The 22,552-nt window shown below is 60.4% G+C and carries 18 protein-coding genes; 3 read left to right on the top strand and 15 right to left on the bottom strand.

The window, feature by feature from the left end:
• The first annotated feature begins 113 nt into the window (after positions 1-113).
• The gene (gene mnmA, locus SCM96_03860) at positions 114-1,205 is read left to right on the top strand and encodes a tRNA 2-thiouridine(34) synthase MnmA (GenBank protein ID MDW7759758.1); all 1,092 of its coding nucleotides are present in this window, start codon (positions 114-116) and stop codon (positions 1,203-1,205) included.
• A gap of 18 nt (positions 1,206-1,223) precedes the next feature.
• Here the strand turns inward: mnmA and tyrS are convergent, their stop codons facing one another.
• From tyrS to SCM96_03800, 12 genes are all read right to left on the bottom strand, one after another.
• On the bottom strand, positions 1,224-2,459 hold the full coding sequence (tyrS, locus tag SCM96_03855; protein MDW7759757.1) for a tyrosine--tRNA ligase: 1,236 nt from the start codon (positions 2,457-2,459) through the stop codon (positions 1,224-1,226).
• 94 nt (positions 2,460-2,553) lie between these two features.
• Positions 2,554-3,702 (bottom strand): aldose epimerase family protein, encoded by a 1,149-nt coding sequence (locus tag SCM96_03850; GenBank protein MDW7759756.1) that lies wholly within the window; start codon positions 3,700-3,702, stop codon positions 2,554-2,556.
• Positions 3,703-3,751: 49 nt separating this feature from the next.
• Positions 3,752-4,756, bottom strand: a complete 1,005-nt coding sequence (locus SCM96_03845) for a tetratricopeptide repeat protein (protein MDW7759755.1) — start codon at positions 4,754-4,756, stop codon at positions 3,752-3,754.
• Between the two features lie 24 nt (positions 4,757-4,780).
• The gene (locus tag SCM96_03840; GenBank protein ID MDW7759754.1) at positions 4,781-6,850 is read right to left on the bottom strand and encodes a GWxTD domain-containing protein; all 2,070 of its coding nucleotides are present in this window, start codon (positions 6,848-6,850) and stop codon (positions 4,781-4,783) included.
• Between the two features lie 75 nt (positions 6,851-6,925).
• Entirely contained in the window at positions 6,926-7,666 is a 741-nt protein-coding gene (locus tag SCM96_03835) for a thioesterase (protein MDW7759753.1), read from the bottom strand.
• Between the two features lie 4 nt (positions 7,667-7,670).
• Positions 7,671-9,086 carry an MFS transporter gene (locus SCM96_03830; protein MDW7759752.1) on the bottom strand — a complete coding sequence of 472 codons (1,416 nt, stop codon included), beginning with the start codon at positions 9,084-9,086 and terminating at the stop codon, positions 7,671-7,673.
• Entirely contained in the window at positions 9,083-10,753 is a 1,671-nt protein-coding gene (gene murJ, locus SCM96_03825) for a murein biosynthesis integral membrane protein MurJ (GenBank protein MDW7759751.1), read from the bottom strand. Before murJ ends, SCM96_03830 begins: the two co-directional genes overlap by 4 nt.
• The gene (locus SCM96_03820) at positions 10,695-12,278 is read right to left on the bottom strand and encodes a YgiQ family radical SAM protein (GenBank protein ID MDW7759750.1); all 1,584 of its coding nucleotides are present in this window, start codon (positions 12,276-12,278) and stop codon (positions 10,695-10,697) included. Before SCM96_03820 ends, murJ begins: the two co-directional genes overlap by 59 nt.
• Before the next feature lie 68 nt (positions 12,279-12,346).
• A complete protein-coding gene (locus SCM96_03815) occupies positions 12,347-12,481 on the bottom strand; it encodes a hypothetical protein (protein ID MDW7759749.1) in 135 nt (44 codons plus the stop codon).
• 116 nt (positions 12,482-12,597) lie between these two features.
• Entirely contained in the window at positions 12,598-13,569 is a 972-nt protein-coding gene (locus tag SCM96_03810; GenBank protein MDW7759748.1) for a DUF4097 family beta strand repeat-containing protein, read from the bottom strand.
• 32 nt (positions 13,570-13,601) lie between these two features.
• Complete coding sequence (locus SCM96_03805; protein MDW7759747.1) at positions 13,602-14,321, bottom strand: hypothetical protein; 720 nt, start codon at positions 14,319-14,321, stop codon at positions 13,602-13,604.
• Between the two features lie 19 nt (positions 14,322-14,340).
• Positions 14,341-15,021 carry a sigma-70 family RNA polymerase sigma factor gene (locus SCM96_03800; protein MDW7759746.1) on the bottom strand — a complete coding sequence of 227 codons (681 nt, stop codon included), beginning with the start codon at positions 15,019-15,021 and terminating at the stop codon, positions 14,341-14,343.
• Between the two features lie 98 nt (positions 15,022-15,119).
• Here SCM96_03800 and SCM96_03795 point away from each other — a divergent pair, with 98 nt between their 5' ends.
• Both SCM96_03795 and SCM96_03790 read left to right on the top strand, forming a co-directional pair.
• On the top strand, positions 15,120-16,868 hold the full coding sequence (locus tag SCM96_03795) for an SBBP repeat-containing protein (GenBank protein ID MDW7759745.1): 1,749 nt from the start codon (positions 15,120-15,122) through the stop codon (positions 16,866-16,868).
• A gap of 14 nt (positions 16,869-16,882) precedes the next feature.
• A complete protein-coding gene (locus tag SCM96_03790; protein MDW7759744.1) occupies positions 16,883-17,428 on the top strand; it encodes a hypothetical protein in 546 nt (181 codons plus the stop codon).
• 4 nt (positions 17,429-17,432) lie between these two features.
• Here the strand turns inward: SCM96_03790 and SCM96_03785 are convergent, their stop codons facing one another.
• From SCM96_03785 to SCM96_03775, 3 genes are read right to left on the bottom strand one after another with little or no spacing between them, the layout of a single operon-like run.
• Complete coding sequence (locus SCM96_03785; GenBank protein MDW7759743.1) at positions 17,433-18,866, bottom strand: DUF1302 family protein; 1,434 nt, start codon at positions 18,864-18,866, stop codon at positions 17,433-17,435.
• Positions 18,863-19,627, bottom strand: a complete 765-nt coding sequence (locus SCM96_03780) for an outer membrane lipoprotein-sorting protein (protein MDW7759742.1) — start codon at positions 19,625-19,627, stop codon at positions 18,863-18,865. The genes SCM96_03785 and SCM96_03780 overlap by 4 nt, the downstream gene beginning before the upstream one ends.
• The gene (locus SCM96_03775) at positions 19,624-22,530 is read right to left on the bottom strand and encodes an MMPL family transporter (protein MDW7759741.1); all 2,907 of its coding nucleotides are present in this window, start codon (positions 22,528-22,530) and stop codon (positions 19,624-19,626) included. The genes SCM96_03780 and SCM96_03775 overlap by 4 nt, the downstream gene beginning before the upstream one ends.
• Between the last annotated feature and the right edge of the window lie 22 nt (positions 22,531-22,552).

The raw sequence follows: 22,552 nt of genomic DNA, 5'->3' as shown, positions 1-22,552 counted from the left end.
AGGATATCCGAATGAATTCGAAAATTTCCTCGATCTCCCGCGAATCCGGAAGAACCGCCATAACATAGCGGGGAATACGCTTTTTGGCAAGCGGCTGTGCTATTCTATCTCTCATGAGGAGAAGAAAAATACGGGCGGCCGTCGCCATGAGCGGAGGCGTGGATTCCTCCGTCGCCGCGGCCATCCTCAAGGAAGAGGGCTATGATGTTCTGGGTTTCACCATGCTTCTGTTCGATGCCTTGCCCTCTTCTGGGGATTGCGGAAATGCCGGCCTGCCGGGAGGTCCGGACGCAACCGCAGCCGCGGCGCGCGCCGCCGAACGCTTCGGCATCCCGCATCATGTTGTGGATCTGCGCAAGGATTTCGCCCGGCGGGTGATCGAGCCCTTCCGCCGGGCCTACGGCCGGGGCCGGACACCGAATCCCTGCATCCTCTGCAATCGGTTCATCAAGTTCGGCGCTCTCTTTCGCGGAGTCCGGGCTTCAGGTGCCGATTTCCTGGCTACGGGACATTATGCCCGCATCAGCCGACGGGAAAACCCCAGGGAATGGCGGTTGGAGAAAGCCCGGGACGCAACACGCGACCAATCCTACTTCCTTTACACCCTGACACAGCCGCGCCTCGCCCGAATTCTGTTTCCCGTCGGCAACATGACTAAAAGCGCCGTTAAAGCCATGGCTCGTTCGCTCGGTCTTTCCGCCGCCGAAAGACCCGAAAGCCGCGAGATCTGTTTCATCCCGGGTGACGACTACCAGGCTTATCTGAGGAATACGGCTCCCGGCCTTTTCCGTCCGGGCCCGATCGTCGATACGTCGGGAGCCTTGCGGGGGAGTCATAAGGGGATTGCCGGCTACACGATCGGCCAGCGCCGCGGCCTCGGAATCGCCGCTCCCCGGCCGCTCTATGTCATCGCCCTTGAAGCGACGGCGCGGACCGTCCGGGTCGGGGAAGAAGAGGCGCTTTATCGGAAAACCCTTCGGGCCGGCGACGTGCGCTTCATCTCCCGCGTGAAACCGCGCCGGCCCTTCAGAGTCTCGGCCCGGATCCGCTACAAACACGCCGAATCTCCGGCCCTCGTCACCCCCGGAAAAGACGGCACGGCCGTCGTGGAATTCGACAAGCCCCAGCGCGCGATTTCTCCGGGACAGGCCGTGGTATTTTACGACGGAGACACGGTCCTCGGCGGGGGCGTCATTCTGACCTGAGAACCGGGACGGCGGACATCAGCCGGCCAGGATGCGGCGGACTTTCTTTTTTCCGGCGCGGAGGAGAATCCCTTCGGGTCCGATTTCGGCATCCGTGAAAACCCGGTCCAGGGCATCCACTCGGGTCTCGCCCGCGGTAATTCCGCCCTGCTGGATGAGACGTTTGGCCTCACCTCTCGAGGAGGTCAGCCCGGATTCCACAATAAGATCGACAACGCCCACGCCGGCCTTCAGACGGTCCGCGGCGATGACCGTGGTCGGAAGGGCCGCGACATCCCCGGCGCCGCCGAAGGCCGCCTCCGAAGCCGCCCGGGCCTCCGCCGCGGCGTTCTCACCATGCGTGATTTTCGTGGCTTCGAAGGCCAGAATCCGCTTGGCCGCGCGCAGAGCCTCCGCGCCGGCATCGGCCGGCGCGAGCCCGGCAATCTCGTCCAGGGAGAGCAACGTGTAGAGCTTCAGAAAACGCCCGACATCGCGGTCGTCGCAGTTGATCCAGTACTGGTAATAATCGTAGGGGCTGAACATTCCGGCGTCGAGCCAGACGGCGCCCTCGGCCGTCTTTCCCATCTTCGCCCCGCCCGCCGTCGTCAGGAGCGGGAACGTCAGGGCTTCGACCTGGGCGCTCTCGACCCGGCGGATGAGATCGACACCGGCCAGGATGTTCCCCCACTGGTCGTCGCCGCCCATCTGGAGACGGCAGCCGTAACGCCGGAACAGCACGAGATAGTCATAGGCCTGAAGGAGTTGGTAGTTGAATTCGATGAAGGACAGGCCCTTTTCCAGGCGGAGCTTGTAGGCTTCGGCGGTCAGCATCCGGTTGACGCTGAAATGGCGGCCGATGTCCCTGAGGAAGGCTATATAATTCAGGGACAGAAGCCAGTCGGCGTTGTCGAGGGCCAGGGAGGCGTCGCCGTCGAAGTGAAGATAGCGGTCGAGCTGGTCCTGGATCCTCCGGCCGAAGGCGCGGATGGTCTCTTCGTCGAGAATCCGCCTCATTTCAGTCCGCCCGCTTGGGTCGCCGACCATGGTCGTCCCGCCGCCGACAATGGCGATGGGACGGTGCCCGGCCCTCTTCAAATGCATCATGGCCATGATGGGCACAAGGCTTCCGGCATGCAGGCTTTCGGCCGTGCCGTCGAAGCCGATATAGAACGTCACCCTCTCGCCGCCGATCATGCGGCGGACGGCCTCCTCGTCGGAGACTTGGGCGATGAAACCTCGCGCTTTCAGTTCGTCGTACACATTTTCGGGCATCGGGGGAACTCCTCGGCACGGCGTATGGCCGCGCGCGGTCAGTTTACACCAGCCGAAGCCGGATATCAAAGCCGAAGAATCCGGCGGACCGTTATCAGCGCGTTAAAAAACGGTGGACGGTCAGGCTCCGGTAGATCGTTCCCGGTTCGAGGATGGTCGACGGGAATTGCGGCTTGTTGGGAGAATCCGGAAAGCGCTGGGTTTCAAGACAGAAACCGAAGTGCTTTTGATAGGCCCGGCCGTTTTTCCCGGTGATCGACCCGTCGAGGAAATTTCCTGAATAGAACTGGATGCCCGGTTCCGTTGTCAGAATCTCCATGACCCGGCCTGTGTCCGGATCGCGGACCGTCGCGGCGAGGGCCAATTCCCCCCCGGGGCTCCTCAAGACATAACAGTGATCATATCCGCCTTCGACCTCGGCGATCCGAGAACCGATGGTTGCGGGAGAGGTGAAATCCATGGGCGTTCCCTGAACGGGGGCGATCTCACCGGTCGGAATCAGTCCGGCGTCGACGGGAAGATAAGCGTCGGCTTCGAGCCCGAGCTCATGGCCCAGGATGTCGCGGGTTCCCGCCCCGGCGAGGTTGAAGTAGCTGTGGTGGGTCAGATTGATGGGTGTCGCCCTGTCCGTTTCCGCCTCGTAGTTGATGCGAAGCTCATTGGAGTTGGTCAAGGCATAAGTGACGGTGCATTTCAGGCTCCCGGGATAGCCTTCCTCGCCGTCCGGGCTGAGATAAGTGAACCTGACGCCGACGGCCTCGGATTCGCGGACGGTTTCGGCGTTCCAGACGACCTTGTCGAAGCCCTTGATGCCGCCGTGAAGGTGATTGGCCCCGTCGTTCGTCGCCAGTTGATACGTCACGCCGCCGAGGACGAAGCGTCCTCCGGCGATACGGTTTCCGTAGCGCCCGACGGTCGAACCGAAATAGGGGCTCGCTGACAGGTAACCCTCCAGGTTGTCGTGTCCGAGAACGATATCGGAGAGGGCACCGTTTTTATCCGGGACCTCGAGAAAAACGAGCGTCGCGCCGTAGGTGATGAGCCCGGCCTTGAGACCGTTGGCATTCGTCAGCGTGTAGAGATCGATTCCCTTGCCGTCCGGTAAAACACCGAAAGCGTCCTTCGTCACATCCATGAGCTTGTTTCCTTTCGCTTCCGCAAGATTCTCCGATGGATCGCCGCCGGTTCCGCACGCCATGAGGAGCAGGAGTCCGGAAAAGCCCACAAGCATCTTCTTGGTCATTGTCGTCTCCTTGGGTCGGAGCCCGGCCGCCCCCGGCCGAACCTCCGGTTTATTTTTTCATCTTGGAGATCGTGTCGATGATGTTTCTGACGGTCGGAACCTCGGGGTTTTCGGGATCGATCTCGATGAACTTTCTTAAGTACTCGAGGGACTTTTCGAAATCCCCCTTGTTGAGATAAACAAGTCCCAGCTTGTGATAGGCTTTGGACCAGGACGGCTTGATGCGAATGGCCATTTCGAAGTACTTGATGGCCTCGTCGATTTGCTGGTTCGAGAAAAAGATCTCCCCGACATTGTAGGCGGCCGCCTCATCTTCCGGAGAGAGCGCCAAGCCCTGGCTGAAAAAATCCCGGGCTTCCTCGAAATTCTGTTTGGCGAGCTGGATTTCCCCCAATCCCGTCAGGGCCCGAACCGAAGTCGCTTTGTCCGCGGAGTATCCGCCGACGGCCTTGCGGATCGTTTCCAGGATCTGCGTGTATTCCGTCTCGGCCGACTCCAGGTCGCCTTTCCTGAAGTGACTTGAGGCGATGTTGATCCGGGCCTGATAAACTTCGGGATACCGTTGGGAAAATTCCTCGAAGATCCGGACGGCGTCGTCGTAACGGCCTTCCTCGAACAAGGCATTGCCTTTCTCGAGCAGTTCCTGCCCGGCTTTGTCCGCTTGAAAAGCGGCGAGTCCCGTGAGTTTTTCCAGAACGATCCGGACCGGCGTATTGGCCCGGAGCTGCCGGATTTCCTGGTCCACAAAGGCTGAAGCATACCCCTCCTTCGTGGCCGTGAACCGCCACATCCCCGTTCCGAAACCGGCAATGGCGAAATTCCCTTTCCTGTCGGATTTCCCCTCGAGTTTGGCTGTGCTTTGCAGACTCTGGGCGACGATGAGAGCGTCTTCGATCGGATTTCCCGAATTATCGACGACCTGTCCCGTGACCCGCCCTCGGCCGAGGTTTTCCTGGGCGGTGGACGGGACAAGGCAGGCGATGAGGATGGCCGCAACGAGGCCGCCTCGCACGAGGCGCTTCTTTGCGCCGGGTTTCGAGATTCTGGTTATCATGATGGTGACCTCCGGGAGAGTGACTTATTTCTTTGTGATGTTTTCGATTTTTTTTCGGATTTCGGGCTGGTCGGAGCTGAGCTCCAAAGATCTTTCCCAGGCTGCCCGGGCTTCGGAAGCGTTGCCCAGATCGAAGTGGCATTCTCCGACCGCATTCAGAAGCGAAGCGTTGATCCCGAACCTTTTTACGGCCTGCTCGAAGATTTCGAGCGCCCGGCCGGGATCGCCAGCCTCCCTGAACGCCGTTCCCGCTTGAATGAAGACCTCGTAGTCGGCCCCGGCGTCGTCGACAAGAAACTTCTCCAGAACGCCGGCCGCGGAGGCGTATTCTTCCTGCGACGCCAGGAGGTTGGCCAGCGCCAACGCCGCTTCGGCGGAATCCGGCATTCCCGCCGCGGCCCGTTCCAAATAAAGGCGGGCCTCGGAGATGCGGCCGAGATTGAAAAACTGCGTGCCCAGAACGAGTTCCTGCACGGCCGACCCGGCCGCCGGGGAGAGGCGCGAGAAGACCCAGGGACGAGGCATTGCTTCGGCATAGGTGACGTCAAATTCTTCCGCGGACGTCACGATATCCCGGCCGCCGGAAACGACAGCGACCCGGACACCGTAGTGGGCGGGCGGAAATTCGGATAGGTCGAATTCCAGAACGACATTGGGAAGTTGGGGAAATTGGGAGGCGCGATAGGACTTTTCGCTGATGATCTCCCCGTCCCGCGTGAAGGAAACCCGGATCCCGACGGCGTCGAGTTTCTCCCTGTCCAAACCCAGCACCTGAAAAACGACGCCGAGCGTCTCGTTGCGCAGAAAAACCCGGTTCGGCTGTGCGTAGAGCCGGATCGGCCCGAGCTGGAAGGACCGCAAGGCCCCCGGGACCTCCCCGGCGGCGGCCGTCCGGTAGGTCAGGAGGGGAGGCGTCAGGAGTATACCCGCACCCTCGGCGGGCACGGACAGGTTCTGTTCAAAAGAGGAGAATTCCTTGGAAATTTCATTCTTGAGCAGAAGCGACAGGCGGTACTCACCGGGAACAATGGGAAAGGCATCCAGGAGGTTGAAGGGCTGGACGTTGGCCGCGCGAATCTGCTCTTCCGTGAGCTCGATGTTGTAAGTCCTGTCGAACTGGTAGACCCGGCGGCCGTCGAGGGCCGTCAGATTGCCGTTGAGCTTGAGAGTCGTCATGTATCTCCGGTCGAACTGATTGACGGAGAGCCTCATCGGCTGAATGGCGAAGTGGACGAAGGCCGTTCCCGTCGACGGCCCACGAAAAACCCGCAGCAGCGCCTCGCTGTCCATGTAATTGGCCGTGTATTCGACCTCGACGATATCCTTGTATTCGAGAAACTTGCGCGCATAGATATCCCGGATCACGCTCTGGGGAGTCGTTTCGATGCGCTGAATAAGGACATCCGACGACAGCGACGGCCGTCCAAAGGTCCCCGACGAGTCGCCGGGAACCAGGGATAGGGAAACACTGGCCAGGGCCGGCTGGATCTCCCGGAGGTCCTGGTAAGCCTGTTCATAATTCGTCGGGCTGCCCATATATCCGGCCAGGAGCGCCTGGGGCCCGTCGCGCGTCGGACTATAGAGACGGTATTCGCCGTGGCCGCCTTCCTTGAAGAAAACGACATTGAATCCCGTCGGGAGGCCGAGATCCTCCTTATTCTGGTAAAACCAGATTTCGGCGGCATAGACACCGGAGCTGCCGTCAAATCTTTGGATTTCGCCCGGTTCACCCAGGATGATGTAGATCCGACCCCTGTCCGTGCGCCAGCCCGGGCGCGGAGTCTCCCGGCCGAGATAGCGGTTGGCATGGCTGATCCGGCGGTAATGCTCCGTCCGGAATTCGTTGTCCGGCGTTCCCGGCGTGGGGTCACGCTGTTTCCAGAAGGCCTCGATGAACATGTCCCTTTCGCGGTCGGATTGAAGCTTTAGGAAGACCTCCTTCTCGATGGAGGTAATGATATAGACGACTTCTTCCTCCAGCCACTTCTTATAGGAAGAGGGAAGGGACTGTTTCTGGACGGATGCCGAAGCCAGAGCGGCGGCGATCAACAAGACCGGGACGAGCATCCAAACCGCCAAATGAGTTTTTCTCATTCGAGCTACCATGGTTATTCTCACGAATTCATTATGGCTGTGTTAACGTACAAAATCAAGCCGACGGGAACCTTTTTAAGCCCAGGAGGTCCGCATTCTGGCGATTTCGGCGCCGTCGGATTCGCGGGCGATCCGGTGCAGGAACGTTCGTCCCTCGCCGCCGGCCTCCTCCCTCGCCCCGGAGAGGATCGCATCGCCGAGAAAGGCCTCGGCCTTGTAGGAGATTTCGATGCGCGACGGCCGAGACGTCATGAGGACATCTCGGGGAACGGCCTCCAACCCCCATTGGATGTAGACGACATTGTTGACGTGGCGGTTGAAGTCCAGGTCCTGTCTGCGGACGGGGAAGCGCACCGGATCCGGCGTCTCCTCGACTTCGGGCAGCGATCGGAAATCATCGGGGAGCGCCCGTTCCTCGAGGACGGCCTCGGCCGGAATCAAACCGTCCATCCGGACGGGTTTTTTCGATTTCAGATCAAGAATCATCCAGGAACTCGTCGCCGTCAAGACGGTCCCGCCGTCCGCACCCGTCATTATGAAGTCGCGGAGAGCGAACACGCCCTGACGGCCCGACGGCCAGGTTTGAACCTCGACGTTTTCGCCCAACATCGGGTATCGGAATATCCGGGCATGATAGCGGGACAGGACCCAGGTCAAGCCTTTTCGGACAAGATCGGGAACCGAGAAGCCGTGGGCGAGGGCATGCCTCCCCGCGGCATCCTGGAGATAATTTAAAAGTGAGGCCGGATGGACCCGGCCCTCGAAATCGACTTCATAAGTATGAATGCCGTAAGTCGTGACAAGTTTGATTTCCATACGCTTACTCCTTTTTGAATTCCCCGCCGCGGTTGCCTCGGGCCAGGGAGGCCAGCATTCCCGCGACACAGAGGACGGCGAAAACCGCAAACGCCGTGCGAACGCTTTGGAGCAGAAGATCGAGGTTTCCCGCGGAAACCGGAACTCTCCCCATGATCACGGACAGAATGCTCGTGGTGATCCCGAGACTCAGCATCTGTCCCGTCAACCGCATCGTTCCCAAAGCGGCGGCGGCGACGCCGAAATGGCGTCGTTTGACGGAACCCATGATCGCGTTTGTGTTGGGGGAGGCGAAAAGGCCGAAGCCCACCCCCAGAAGGGCCAAGCCGAAAGCCAGAAAAGACAAGGACGAGCTCGGGCTGAGAAAGGCGAAGACCCCGAGCCCCGCGGCCGAAAGCCCCATGCCGGCCGAGGCGATGACCCGGGGTTCGATTCGGTCGGAGATCCGGCCTGCAGCGGGCGAGCAGGCGGCCATGATGAGCGGACGGATGATGAGGATCAATCCCGCCGCCTGGGGACCGAAGCCGAGGTTATACTGCAGATACAGGCTCAGCAGGAAACCGGCGGCATACGTGGCGCTGTAGTTGATGAGAGCGGCCAGATTGGAAAAGGCGAAGACCCGGTTTTGCAGAAAAAGGCGGACATCGAGCAGCGGCGCCGTCGTTCGCGTTTCCCAAACGGCGAAGGCGGCCAGAAGCATGATCCCGGCCGCCGCCAGCAGGGCGGCCGGCCACGACGGCAGGCGGGAAAAGCCGTACATGAAGGCGGCCAGACCGAGGCCGTAAGTCACCGCCCCCCAAACGTCGAACCTCTCCCCTTTCGCCTCCGCCCATTCGCCTTCGAGCCGCGCTCCCAGAAAAATCAAGGCGGCCAGTCCCATGGGGACATTGACCCAAAAGATGCTTCGCCAGCCGAAATTCTGGACAAGAAAGCCGCCGAGAACGGGCCCCAACGAGAGTCCGAGATAAACGGCCGCCGTGTTGATGCCGAGGGCCTTCCCCCGGCTTCCCGGCGGATAAACCGAGGTCAGGATGGCGACGCCCGTGGCGAAGATCATCGCGGCGCCGAGGCCCTGGGCCAGCCGGCCCGCAATCAGCATGGGCGCGGAGAGCGAAAGCGCGGAGAAAAGAGACGCCGCCGTGTAGACGACGAGACCCAGGGAAAAAATTCTTTTCCGTCCGACAATGTCGGCCAACCGGCCGAACGAAACAAGGAAGACCGCGGCCGCGAGGAGATAGGCGGTCGCAATCCAGCCCAGGGAAACCGCCGTCAGATGGAATTCCCGGCCGATCATCGGAAGAGCGATATTGACCGAGGATCCCATAAAGGGGGTTAAAAATGAGGCCAGGACGGAAACGAGCAGCGCGGCTCGGCGGACCCGGGCCTCGGAAGCCGTCGAAAGGGAATGCTTTTCCGTCACTTGAGGAACCTCACAGCATAATCCCGGATCTCGCGAAGTCCGAGCAGGCGTCCGGCCGCATAAAAGACCGCCAGGGCGGCCGCACCGGCCAAAACAACCCCGAGCAGAGACGACAGGAAAGCCGGCCCCGGAATCCGGGCGAGCTCCGTGTTTAAGAACCAACCCGCCGCACCGCCCACCGCCGCGGCAGCCGTTGTCCTCAGGAAGAAACCGGCCAGGGGCCCCCAGTCCGTCGGCCCGATCCTCCGGGGCAGAAGAGCCATCAGAATCCCGAGATTCAGAACGGACGCAATCGTCGCAGAAAGAGGAAAAGCCAGAAAACCCAGCGGCCGCATCAGGATCAGGTTGAGGACGATGTTGGCCGCGATGGAGGCCAGGCCCGCACGCATGGGGGTCCGGGCGTCTTTCCAGGCATAGAACGCCGCGGCGGCGTTTCTCAGGGCGGACATGAAGGGGATGCCGAGAAGATAGAGGACAAGGGCCTGGGCTGTTGCGGCCGTATCGAGCGGCGTGAATTTGCCCCGTTCATAAATGAGCCGGGTGATCGGAGACGCCAGAAAGGCCATCACGGCCGCCGCCGGAATCGTCATGACAAAAACCATTTTCAGGGAATCCGTGACCGTTTCCCGAATCTCCTCCAGCCGCCCTTCTCCCGCCAGGCGCGACAATCGCGGCAGGGCCACGGTGCCCACGGCGATCCCGAAAAGGCCCAGGGGCAGATGCATGACCCGGAAGGCGTAGTTCAGCCAGGTCATGCTTTTTTCCTCGAGCAGAGTAACGAGAACCGTGCTCACGGTGATGTTGATCCGGGACGCGGCCAGCCCGACGGCGACGGGAATGAACAACGCCAGGGCGCGCCGCAGGGCCGGATCCCTGAAATCGATGACGGGGCGGAAACGGAAACCTTTCCGGTGGAGTCCGGGAATCTGGACAAGAAACTGCATGAGGCCCCCGGCGACGACACCGATGGCCATACCGTATATCGGATCGCCGCCGCGGCGGACAAACCAGCCGTAAAGTCCGACCGGCACGGCGATGGACGCCATATTGAAAAAAGCCGGAGCCAGGGAGGGCAGGAAAAAGGACCCCTCCGTGTTGAGGTAGCTCATGGCCCAGGCGGCCAGAGCGATAAAAAGGAGAAAGGGAAAGACGACGGCCGTCAGCCGGGCCGTGAGCTCGATCTTTTCGGGAACGCCGCCAAAGCCGACGGCTATCAAACGGGCCAGTTGGGGAGAGAGAAATACGCCGGCGATCGAAACCAGACCGGCGGCCAAAAACAGGACATTGAAAACGTTGGAAGCAAAACGGTTCTGAGCCTCCTTCCCCTTCGCCTTTTCGGAGGCCAGGACCGGGACAAAGGCCGCGGACAGGGCGGTCTCGGCGAACAGATCGCGCAGAAGGTTGGGGATGCGGAAGGCGGCCACGAAGGCGTCCGTCGACCGTCCGGCTCCGAAAAGCCAGGCGAAGACCGACTCGCGGACGAGCCCCAGAACGCGGCTTATGGCCGTACCGATGCTGAACGAGCGGACGCCGCGGGCGATGTCTTCCATGGTTTTTTCCGAAGGCCCATCATAGACCGACTGCGCCCGGATGCGCAACCGGCCGCCGTCAGCACCGTGCGAGCATCCGAAGCTGCCGCTTCTTCTCTTCGTAAGTCCGAGGCACATGGACGGGTTCTCCGGTCTCCGGAATCATCCCCGTGTGATACATGCATGTCGAGCGGGTCATCGGCGTCGGCGTGAAGACCTGGACACCCTCGACGGGCCGCTCCCCGGCGGATTCGAGCCGGCGGATGAACCGGGCCAGCTCGTTCGCTTCGCGATCCGAGCTCCCGGGATGGGCGGCCATGAAATAATATTTCAGGTGCTGCCGGAGGTCCCCTCCCGAGGCAGCGAATATCCGGCGGAATTTTTCGAGGACCTCCGGGCTTCCGCCGGACTTGTTCATGAGTTCGAGAACCCGGGGCGAGACGTGTTCGGGCGCAATCTTCAAAAGCCCCGAGACATGGTGCCGGGCCAGTTCTCGGACATACTCGGGGCTTCGCACGGCCAGATCGAAGCGCACGCCGCTGCGGACAAACACTTTCTTTACGCCGGGAATCTCCCGGGCCTTCCGCATCAGGTCGATCAGGCGGGCATGGCTCAGGTCGGCCTCGGGACAGTCAAGGCAATGTCCATCCCGGCAGGGCCGCCGGCAATCCATGCCGTACATGTTGGCCGTGGGGCCGCCGAGATCATCGACATAACCTTTGAAATCCGGCATGCGGACCAAACGGCGGATCTCTTCCAGAATGGACGCCTCGCTGCGCGAGATGATTCTCGGACCCTGGTGAAAGGCCAGCGCGCAGAACGAACACCGCCCGGTGCAACCCCGATGAGTGACAACGGAAAAGCGGGCCATGTCGAACTGCGGGAAATTCTCCGGGATCCGCCGAGAGAACGGCAGTCCATAGATTCGGTCCAGTTCATCCGAAGTGATGACCGGTGCCGGATATTGGACGACAAAGCGCCCGGCGTGTCCCTGGGCGAGAAGCCGGTCGTTCCCCAGCATGTTCTGGGCTCGCCGAAACGCTTCGGGATCCTCGGCGACGTCCTCGAACGAAGGCAGAACGGCCGCCTCCGCGGGCGGCGAGGAGCGGATGACACAGGTTCCGGGAATGCCGTCGAGATCAGCGCCTTCGCGGAATCGGCGGGCGATCTCAACAACAGCCGTCTCTCCCGGGCCGTAGACCAGGATATCCGCCCGCGTGTCGAGAAGAAGACTTCGTCTCACCCGATTTTCCCAGTAATCGTAGTGGGCGAATCTCCGGAGCGAGGCCTCGATGCCTCCCAATACGACCGGGACGCCGGGGAAGGCCTCCCGGATTCTGTTGGCATAGACAATGACGGCCCGGTCCGGCAATCTCGAGACATGGGGGGCATGCGGGTCCTTCTCCCGGCGCCTCTTCAAAGGCGTGGTATTGACCAGCATGCTGTCGATGGAGCCCGAGGTCAGGCCGGCGAAAAGCCGCGGGCGGCCGAGACGCCGGAAATCGTCCGCCGATGTCCATTCCGGCCGCTCGATGATTCCGACGCTCAAGCCCTCGGCTTCCAGCACCCGGGCGATGACTCCGACCGGAGACAAGGGATGATCGGCCCAGGGCTCGCCGCTCACCAGAACGACATCAAATCCGGAACCGTAAGTCGCTATCATCGCCTTGTCCTTGAAGTTTAACACACCCGGCCCACAAAAAGGCGGCCGGGTGCAGGGCATTTGGAGGGTCAATCGTAGCGGTCGTTTCGAAAAACAAACAGTCCGAAGACGGCATTGGCCAGGAGAAGCGCACCGCTCACAAGGAAAACCGCAGGCAGCCCGACATATTGGCCGAGGGCCGGGAAAACAAGCGCTCCGGTCATGTGTCCCGCCGTTTGGGCGGCAGGCGGGCTATTATACGATAACCGGGCTATAAATAAAAAAGGCGCGCAGCCCCGAACGGGAACTGCGCGCCGGCTCTGAGACTTCGGTAAAGATGTTAGTTGTTTTTACGGAGCTCGATGTTGCCGCTGAACGACGAAAGCTTGATATCCGCTCCGCCGCCGCCGACAACGCCCCGGAGCTCGCGCGGCGAAATCTTTCCGGAAACCTCGATCGGGAAATCCGTTTCGATGACGCCGCTGAAGGTTTTGGCGTTGAAGTCGAACGCAGACGCGGCCGGGATGGTCATTCTCACATTGCCGCTGTGGCTTTCCATCGTATATCGGCCCTTGGCATCGATCGTTCCGTTATAGACAATGCCCCCGCTCAGCGATTTGGCCCTGACGGTCCGCGCTTCGGACACGTCTTCGAGCCGGACTCGGCCGCTGACCGTTTCCGCCTGAATCGACCCTTTGACCCGGGCCACCTCGATGCTTCCGGACACGGCCTTGAGATAGACATCGCCGGAGATGTTTTCCAACCGGATGCCGCCGCTGACAACATTGACGTCGACGTTTCCGGCTGCGCCGAGAATGTCCACGCCGCCGCTGATTGCCCCGGCCTTGACCGCGCCGCCGGCGGCTTCGACTTTGATGTCGCCGCTGATGGACTTGATTTCAGGCGAGGCTTTGTCGGGAATCCACAGCGTGTAATTCACGGAGATGTTGAGGGATCTGTCCCCCCAGCCGCCCTTCCGGCGGGGATACTTGGTTTCGATGCGAAGTTCCCCGGCCTCACGGGCCACCTCGATGGTCACTTGACCGGCATTCTCCCTGGCCGCCTCCTGTGTTGCGGCCCGGGACACCTTCACGGCCTCGATGCGGACTTTCTCGTCCTTCCAGACCTTGACATCGATCGTCCCGCTGAGGTTGCTGAGGAAAATCCGGCCGTCCCGGGCCAGGCTTTCGACCTTTTCGAATTTTTCCTCGTAGGTTTCACGGTCCCGGGCCGAGCCGGACAGGGCCATGGCCAGGACGAGACCCGCGGCCAGGAAGGCCGCTCCGTAACGTTTTTCCGATCTGTTTCTCATCTCAACCTCCATGTTGATTCAAAAATTCTCATTTAAAGCGTATCCCGGGCCGGCCCGGACGTTGTCACCCAGGATGCATCCTGAAACGACAGGGCGTCGTCCATAAAGGCCATTTTTTCCCTGTAGGCGGACAGGAGAAAAGCCCTCGCCTGGATGTCTTCGGGCGCCATGAGCACGGCCTCCCGGCAAACCTGGATCGTGGCGTCGAAAACTTCGAAATTCTTTTCGAAGATTTCCGCGATCTCGACCGGCAGGTTTTCCCTTTCGTCGGCAAAAGCCTCGCTCAAGGATTGGATGGCCAGAATGTAATACCGTTCGGCTTCATCCAGTTTGGCCAGGGCGGTCCTTTCGCCGTTTTCCGCAAGCACGGGAACGCTCTGCCGCCCCATGCGGACGCCCAAGAAGATTCCCCCGCCGACCGCAACCAGAAGAAGCGCGGCGGCCGCGGCGAATCGCCAGGCCGGGCCGAGCGACCGAAAACTCCGCCGCGGAGCTTCAGCCCGCACCGAACGTACGGCGGGTTCCGAAACCGCGGATTTCTCCAATTCGGACCGGATCCGCAGCCAAACCCTTTCGGGAGGATCGGGCGTTTCCAAGCGGCTGGCTCCCGCGGCGATGGCCTGGAAGTCCTTCAGGATCTCCCGGCATTCGGAACACGTCGCCAAATGGGCGTCCAGTCGCCCGGCTTTTCTCTCATTCGCCCGGACGCCGCCATATTCGCTGATCTGTTTTCTGGCCGTTGCACATCTCATGTTCAATCTCCCTCGCCTCTCATATCGCCTGACGGGCTTTGAGAAATTCCCGGATCCTCATGCGCGCCTTGAAGAGCTGGGACTTGGAGTTCCCCACGGAGCAGCCCAGAATACCGGCGATTTCCTCATGTTTGAAACCCTGGACGTCGTAGAGCAGAAAAACGCTGCGCAGTCCGGGCGGAAGCGCCGCGGCCGCCTCGTCGATCGACTTGGCCAAATCGGTCTCATGGGAATCGTAGGCCGCCTCGTCCAGCCTCCCCTCGACATCGCTCAGGGGGACGGTTTTATCAAACCGGGTTTTCATCTTTCTCAGGTAGCTGAAACAGGTGTTGACGGCGATTTTATACACCCATCCGGCGAATGTCTCCGTATTCCGAACGTCCCGGATGTTGGAGAAGACCTTGAGGAAAACATCCTGCAGGAGGTCCTCGGCGGCCGCGGCATTCCCGGTATACCGCCAGGCGATCCCGAAGACGGGACGCTTGAAATGCCCATAAATGGATTCCATGGCTCCGATGTCCCCGTTTCGGGCTCTTTCCAGAATTTCTGGGTCAATGGCGGCCCGGGCCGCCTCCGAAGTTCCGAGACGGCCGTTGTCCGGACTCGTCATGACAACTCCCTCGAATCGGCGTTCCTGTTTCCAGGAGATATTATCGCCGATTCGCGCCGTCGCCGCCATAACCGTTGTCGAATTCATCATGCGTCCTCAAAATGAAAGATGCCTTTCGGGGCCGGATGGTTGCCTTTTCCGGAAAAAGATATAAAATAAACATCGGTCGGAGATATTTGGAGATAACGATGAAAACCATTCCGGCACGCGGATTTTTCCTCGGTTGGGCCTTGATCGCCCTGGCCTCATTTGCCGGGGGACAGGTTCTCTTTAAAATCGGAGGCCCCCACACCGATTCGGGCCAACATGTCGTTGTGGACGATGACGGGAACATCTTTATCGCCGGATGCTTTCAGGGAACGGTGGATTTCGATCCCGGCCCGGAGACGGCCCGACGCACCGCCTCGGGAGATCCGGCCGACCCCTTGACGGGACAGGATGCCGTCGACATCTTTCTGGCCAAGTATGACCCGGCGGGGAAATTCCTGTGGGTCGTCACCCTGGGAGACGAGGGTCCGGACAAGCCTCTGGCCCTCGATCTCGATCCTGAAGGACATGTTGTCCTGGCCGGCCGCTTTTTCCTCGACGGAGAAGGCCGAACCAGGACGTTCATCGCCAAATATGACGGCGACGGCGCTTTGCTCTGGGTCTTCGAACTCGATCCCGACGGCCTTCCGCCTTCGGATGATGAGGACGCGGCCTTCGAACCCACCCTGGCTTTGTCGGCCGCCTCCAACGGTCATATCGCGGTCACAGGGTCTTTCCGCGGAACGATCGATCTCGACCCATCCGGAAAAGCGGGGACGGATGCCGTCTTCACCTCGGACTCCGGCTCGTCGGATGCTTTTATCGCCGTTTATTCTTCGCTCGGGGAATTCCGCTGGGGAAAGGCCCTTGGAAGCCCCGGAGAGGACCAGGGCCGGGCCGTCCGGATGGATGCCGAAGGCCGGATTGTCGTCGCCGGGCTCCTCTCCGGAGATCTGTTTGTCGTTAAGTTTGACGCTTCGGGAGAAATCCTCTGGGAGAGTCGCGCCGGAGGCTCCGGCTCGATTCAGGTCGCTTCCGGTGCGCTGGCCCTCGATAATGCCGGAAGCATCCTTCTGACCGGCGAGTTCAGCCGAACCGCGGATTTCGATTCCGAGAGGGAAACGCCTCCCCTTATCGCTCGAGGCGAAAGCGACATCTTCACGGCCAAGTACGCGACGGACGGCGATTTTCTCTGGGCCGTCGGGGCCGGGAGCGTGTACCACGATTTCGGTACCGCCGTCGCCGTCGACAAAAACGGCAACGTCTTCGTCACCGGGTCTTTCAGCGGTGCGACCGACTTCGATCCCGGTGAAAAGGAAAACATCCTGATTCCAAAAGGCGGTCCCGAGGTCGGAGATATTTTCCTTGTCAAATACGATCCGGAGGGAAAATGCCTCTGGGCCCGGTCTTTCGGCGGCCCCGAAAACGACCCGGATAGCCTCCAAGCCGGTTGGGGGCTTGCGGTCGACGGCCGGGGCAACGCCTTCGTCACGGGGCGTTTCCATCTTTCGGCCGATTTCGATCCCGGCCCATCCTCGGAGTTTCTGACCAGCGACGGATGCGCCGATGTTTTCCTCACCCAATTCGATGGAGACGGGGAGCTCGTCGCCGCCCGGCTCCGTCATCCTCCGCTCCAGTTCCGCGGTTATAAATACCTCAACCGGTCGTTGTCCCAATTCGAATATATCAACATCCTGATCTGGTCCCGGAACCCGGGCGATCCCGGCGCCGTCTCTTTCCGGATCTATCTTGTCGTCGACGGAGTCCGGTCGCTGGAAACCGAAATCGACGTTTCGTCGACGACCTATTGGCACCGGAACGTCGCCCGAGACAAATCCTACCATTACATCTGCACGGCCGTGGATGTCTGGGGAAACGAGGGGGGCACGGCCGAGATCGTCGTCCGTTAACCGGATCGTTGACCATGAAAAAATGTTTCCTCATCCCGGCGTCGATTCTTGTTCTTCATGCCGCCGGGCTGGCTCAGGATTTCACCGTCGTCGTCAAGGCTCACCACTTCAGTCCCTCCGACCGGGTCTTTCGGGCCATCTACGGCGGCGGCTGGACCTACGGAGCCGAGGCGACCATCCGGCCCTGGAAAAACATCGGGTTCTGGCTCGGCGGCCATCTCTACACCAAAAAAGGCGAACTCAGCTTCACCCGGGAAGAAACCAAGCTGGAGATCTTTCCGATCGGAGGCGGATTGAAATACATGACGACGTCCGGCCGCACGGATTTTTACGCCGGTCTGGGTGTCGGATATTTCCATTTCAACGAGATCAACCCCATCGGGAACGTCGACAAGGCCCATGTCGGAGCCCTGGCCAAAATCGGGACCATGATCCGGCTGCAGGAGGCGATCGTTCTCGATATATTTCTTGACTATACCTACTGCCGGCTCAAGCCCGCGGACACGCCCATCAATATCGGCGGATTTCTGACCGGCGCCGGGCTGGGCATCGAATTCTGACGAATCAGAAATCGAGCCGCGCCGACACAAAGGCCAGCCGGTCTTTTTTGAAGGGTCCGAATTTGGTTCCGATTTCGTCCCCGGCGACAAACACCGCACCGGCCTGAACGATCACCGCGTCCGAGACCCGCCATTCCAACCCCGGAGTCAGCAGAAAGGCGGAGGCGTTTTTTCCGGCAAACTCGCCGAGCGCGTTGAAAGCGATTTTCAGGTCTCCGCCGAGAAGGGGATATTCCAGGCGGCCGACCAGGTAATCCCCCGGTTCACCGAAAAACATGCCCTTGCGGAATCCGAAAATCGCCTCGGCCTCCGCGGTGGCGTCGATCTCGTCGAAAAGACCATGGGCGTATTGGAGATTGAGATAGAGGCCGTTTCCGATACCAAACGTATAGTCGGCCCCTGCGACGAAACGCGGGAATCCTTTTTCAAAAAGCCGAAAATGATGCCATTCAACCCTGGGTTTGGGAAGGATCCAGTACGGAATCTGGACGAATCCCTTGAAATATTCCGGCCGGACCCAGGCCGCCTCGGCCCACCAGCCGACCGATGACAGCTCCCCGGCAAGATCAAGACCGAAGACCTGCTTTAAAGGATGACGGTAATAGAGGTCCGGTCCCAATGTCAGCCCGTCCTCACGCAGGGCCGCGCTTCCGAAGATGGTGGGCAGGTCGAAATTTCCGCGATAGAAGCTGAGTCCGGCATCCACTCCGAAAAGATGAGTGGACAGCCTCACCGCCCAATTCGTGTTTTTGAGAAGAGCGCGGTCCTTCTTGATGATAAACCCGGCTGACGGATTAAGGCCCTGCGCGAGCAGATTCGTGAATCCATACGGCAGAGGGGCAATCTGCCTCGACAGGAGCCAAACGAACTGAAGACGGGTCGACCGTCCGGGGTGGAATTCGAGATTCAAGGCGGTTTGGGGCCGTCTCTCCCCGAAATAGTCGGGATCGAAGGTCAGGAAATTGGCGAAATCGACAGGATTGAGATTGTCGACGACGCTGATTTTGTCGGCCGTTCCCCAGGCGATCCGTTGTTTCCCCAAGGTCAGATCGAGATTCTTCAGAAGAAATCCTGTGACGCGGATATATCCCTCATAGAGCGCAAGCTCGAACGGCTCCGTCCGCACCGGAGTTCCCAGCGGGCCGGATTCCGGAAAAATGCGGCCGCCAAACATCGGCTCCGCGCCGGCGAAGGCCTCCAAACGGACGGCATAGGAAACCTTGTCGCCGGCACTCCCCGTAAGGGACAGCCGCGTTTCCAGCCTTTTCAGCCCGAACTCCCCGGCGTCATGGGAAAAATATCGGCCGTCCGGGTGTTCGGCCAGAAAAACGGAGGAAAACAGCTTGATTCGCCCGGAAATGCGGGGTCCGTCCGCCCATGCCGAACCCCCGGTCAGGATCAGGACCGCAACGAATGTTGCCAGGCTTCTCCGTTTCATCGAACGCTCCTTTTTAAAAATCTCTCGCTGAAGATCTCCTCGTCAAGATTCTGATCGACCCGGATATCCGTCATTTCCAGCACGGTGTGCGACTTGGCTTTCAAGTCTCTCATGACGATCTTCACGGGGATCCGGTAGGCGCCGGCCTTTCCGATCTCCTGTTCGGCGACTTTCCAGGGCGCCCCGGAATCGTCGGCCATCTCCATGCGATCGGGGAGTCCGGAGTCCTTGAGCACGCGCAGGCGCACGGTTTTGTAGGGCTTGTCCGACTCCGGTTTTCGCTCGAGTTCCAGAATCCAGGCTCCGTCCTCCTCACCGGCCAGACGGGGCGTGTAATGGGCGGAATACACCGAGGTGCCCAGATCGTCATAGGAAAAATCCGATCCCATGAAATTGTCCTTTTTATTGTGCGAAGCAATCCGGCGGACCCGGCGGAATTCCGGAAGATAGAGGTACATTCTGTCCTCGGCCAGAACCAGGAGACCGATATCCCGCATGTCGGCCGGTGACAGGAATTTCATGATCCTCCAGTCGTCGCCCGACTCGTTGTTTTTGGACCAGGCCCGAAGCTCCCGGACTTTGGAATCTCCCCGGGTTCCGACAAGAGTCATGCGCAGAGTCGACTCCATGTCCCGGGGCGCCTCGTCGCCGCTCGTCTTTTTTTCAACAGCGGTCAGAATCTCCTCGGCCGTCTGGGCCGGGGCCGCGGCGGCCAGGAACAGGACGGCGGAAATCACGAAAACGGCATGTGAAGATCTCATGATGAACCTCCTTGGGTTTTTTTCGGCCGGCAGACCAGAATCGAAGCCGGCAGAATGGACAAGGCCGCCAGAGCGGCCAGAACCATGGACCCCGCCATCAGTCCGCCGAAATGGCGGAGCGGGCTCATGGAAGAAAACTGGAGAACGGCGAATCCCAGAACGACCGCGGACGAGTTCACAAGGATGGCCCGGCCTTTCTCCATGATGGTTTTTCGGACGGCGTCCTCGAGATCGTCCCCGCGTTCCGTTGCGGCCAGGACGCCGTGAACGAAATGGATCGTGTAATCGATCCCGACGCCGATGGAAACCCCGGCGATCATCATCGTCGAATAGTCGAGGGGGATGCCGGAAAATCCGAGAAATCCGTAGATCACGCCGAGCGTGAAAAGAGTAGGAAGGATGGACAACGTTCCGAGAAGAAGCGAACGCCGCAGGGCGATCATGAGCAGAAAGGTCATGCCGAGAGCCAGGAGAAGAGACTGGATCTGCGAGGAGAAAAGAAAGCGGTCGAGTCGCGAAAAAGCCGCCGTCAGCCCGCTCTGCGCGACCCGGGAAAAAACCACCGGTTGTCCCGATTCCATCATGTCTTCGGCCCAGGCGGCCGGAAAAACGGCCAGATCGTCGGCGACATCCAGGAGAAGTCCCCGGACTTTTTTTTCGAAGTCGGGGTTGCCTCGAGCCGCGGGCGCGAAGAGATCCCGAAGGGCGGAAAACGCGGTTTCGGAGAAGGCTTTTTGCAGGCTTTCTTCGACACGCAGGGCCAGGCCGAAAGCCACGTCCGAAGCCAGATCCTCGTCATCCCTCGCCTCCGGGATTGTGTGTTTCAGGACGGCGGCCAGATCTTCTTCGCCGGCGCGGCCGCCGGCGACGGAAGACAGGAGTTCCTCGAAGACTCGGCGGGCCGGGGCGGGATCGACGGCGAAGTCGAAATTGGGAGACAGAACGACGGCGGCGAATTCCTCGCGGACCATGTCCTGGACCGCAGAGTCGTCATATCCCGCACGGCCTTCGATCGCGTCCGCAAGACCCCTTTCCGCCTCCGTGGCATCGAAAGGAGCGTTCCGGGCGTAACGCCGGTGAAGCCAGTCGATCTCCTCCAAAACGGCCCGCGCCTCATGTTTTCGCAGCACGGTGACGGTCGCCGGATCCAAACCCCGAAGATCGAAGGCGGCATAGTTCCGGGCTTTTTCTCCGTTGAGAAAGGCCTCGACACGGGCTTCGAGATCCTTTTGAACGGGCATTCTCAATGTCGAAACCTTGGTGAACACCAGAGCTTCCCGCAGATCGTCGGTGATCATCTGGCTGAGCTCGTCGCGGCCCTCGAGAAAGAACCAGAGATTGGCCGCACCCCCGTCCGTCGCGGGGAGGACAAAGCGGTCGTTGAGCATGTGGTTCATTTCCTGGAGAACGTCGGGAACGCCCAGGGGCATGCCTGTATGATCGAGTCCGGCCAAAAAGTGAACGGCGCGACGGACAAGTCGTAACGTATCGGCCGAGCGGACGTTTTCGCCCTGAAAATAGATCGTCAGAGGAAAGGCTCCGTCAAAATGCTCTTCGACGACGGCGGTGGCCCGGCGCGGCGTGCTGTCGGCGGGAAAATACCGCGAGAAATCGACTTCCCGGGAAATCCGGGGGATGCCGAGAAGGAACGCGACGAATACGACTCCCGCCGCAAGGAGGACGACTCTCCTTCTCCGGATGACGAAGGACGCGATCGGCCCGAGGAAACGGAAGGAGAGCGTTCGAGACCTTGCTCCGGTTCGGATTCGGGGCGGCGGAAGAAGACCGGTCGCGGCGGGAATGAAGAGCACGGCAACGATGGCGGCAAACAGGATTCCGAGCGCGGCGAGTGCGCCGAATTCCATGACCAGCTTGAGCCGGGCCGTCAGAAACGAGGTGAATCCGATCATCGTGGTCAGACTCGCCATCATGACGGGAACAATGACCCGGCGGAGAGAGGCGGCGACCGCCGCGGACGTGTGACCCGTCCCGCCCGGAGAAAGCGACAGGACATTGACGATATGAATGCCGTAGGCCGAACCGAGCGCGATCAGAAGAACGGGAAGAGCGGGCGTGATCATTTTGAGGGGAATGCCGAGAAGCCCCATGAGACCGAAGACCCAGACCGTCGAAAACCAGACGGTGATCGACGGAAAAAGGACACCCCGCAGGCTTCCGAAACCGACGAAAAGAGTCAGAAGGACAATCAGAACGACCATGGGAACGAGACGGAAGATGTCGCTCTTGATGAACGCGTCCATGTAATAGGTCGTCGCCGGTTCGCCGGAATAATGGAGTTCGGCCAGCCCGCCCAAATGCTTTTCCAGAACCGGCCGGATGATTCCGGCGAAGATCCGATTCGAGTCCTGGCCGTTGCGGAGAAATACGGTCAGGGACAGCCACTCGCCGTCGCGTGAAATGAACGTGTCGGTGAAGTTTTCCCGCGATAACGCATCCTTTTTTACGGCTTCGAGAACGGCGCCGTCCCGGGGGATGTCGCGAAGAAAATCCGAAACCCTGAGGCCGTCCTCATCCCGGGAGATGTCGGGAGCGTTGACAATGGACGTCGCGAAAAAGACCTCGGGTTTCAGGGCCAGTTCCTCCTGGGCGTTTCTGAGCGCTTCCAGGATCTCATAGGAAAATGTCTCTCCGGATGCGGCCTTCAAGGTGACCAGAACGAGTTCGTTCATCCCGAACGTGTGGCCCGTATCGAGGAACAGACTCATGACGTCGTCGTCTTGGGGCAGCCATTCCGTGACGATGTTGCGGAACTGAAGATGTCGAAGCGGAATGAGAGCGGCGAGGGTCACGGCGATGATGAGAGCGACGATCAAACGGCGGTGCTTCAGAATGCCGTCCGTGAGGGCGACCATGGCGCGGCTGTCTTCGAAGTGAGCCTTCACTCTCTTTTCTTTTGATACGGGA

The sequence above is a fragment of the Acidobacteriota bacterium genome (genome assembly GCA_033549365.1).
Taxonomy (GTDB): domain Bacteria; phylum Acidobacteriota; class Aminicenantia; order Aminicenantales; family Saccharicenantaceae; genus JAWSUF01.
Note: the sequence above shows the minus strand (reverse complement) of the source record. Positions and strands in the feature narration are given on the sequence as shown.

Bases quoted from the DNA above. Each gene is read 5' to 3' on its own strand.
- SCM96_03795 (MDW7759745.1), top strand. From the start codon at position 15,120: ATGAAAACCATTCCGGCACGCGGATTTTTCCTCGGTTGGGCCTTGATC.
- SCM96_03810 (MDW7759748.1), bottom strand. From the start codon at position 13,569: ATGAGAAACAGATCGGAAAAACGTTACGGAGCGGCCTTCCTGGCCGCG.
- mnmA (MDW7759758.1), top strand. From the start codon at position 114: ATGAGGAGAAGAAAAATACGGGCGGCCGTCGCCATGAGCGGAGGCGTG.
- SCM96_03835 (MDW7759753.1), bottom strand. From the start codon at position 7,666: ATGGAAATCAAACTTGTCACGACTTACGGCATTCATACTTATGAAGTC.
- SCM96_03805 (MDW7759747.1), bottom strand. From the start codon at position 14,321: ATGAGATGTGCAACGGCCAGAAAACAGATCAGCGAATATGGCGGCGTC.
- SCM96_03780 (MDW7759742.1), bottom strand. From the start codon at position 19,627: ATGAGATCTTCACATGCCGTTTTCGTGATTTCCGCCGTCCTGTTCCTG.
- SCM96_03785 (MDW7759743.1), bottom strand. From the start codon at position 18,866: ATGAAACGGAGAAGCCTGGCAACATTCGTTGCGGTCCTGATCCTGACC.
- SCM96_03845 (MDW7759755.1), bottom strand. From the start codon at position 4,756: ATGATAACCAGAATCTCGAAACCCGGCGCAAAGAAGCGCCTCGTGCGA.
- SCM96_03850 (MDW7759756.1), bottom strand. From the start codon at position 3,702: ATGACCAAGAAGATGCTTGTGGGCTTTTCCGGACTCCTGCTCCTCATG.
- SCM96_03815 (MDW7759749.1), bottom strand. From the start codon at position 12,481: ATGACCGGAGCGCTTGTTTTCCCGGCCCTCGGCCAATATGTCGGGCTG.
- SCM96_03820 (MDW7759750.1), bottom strand. From the start codon at position 12,278: ATGATAGCGACTTACGGTTCCGGATTTGATGTCGTTCTGGTGAGCGGC.
- SCM96_03790 (MDW7759744.1), top strand. From the start codon at position 16,883: ATGAAAAAATGTTTCCTCATCCCGGCGTCGATTCTTGTTCTTCATGCC.
- SCM96_03800 (MDW7759746.1), bottom strand. From the start codon at position 15,021: ATGATGAATTCGACAACGGTTATGGCGGCGACGGCGCGAATCGGCGAT.
- murJ (MDW7759751.1), bottom strand. From the start codon at position 10,753: ATGTGCCTCGGACTTACGAAGAGAAGAAGCGGCAGCTTCGGATGCTCG.
- SCM96_03840 (MDW7759754.1), bottom strand. From the start codon at position 6,850: ATGAGAAAAACTCATTTGGCGGTTTGGATGCTCGTCCCGGTCTTGTTG.
- tyrS (MDW7759757.1), bottom strand. From the start codon at position 2,459: ATGCCCGAAAATGTGTACGACGAACTGAAAGCGCGAGGTTTCATCGCC.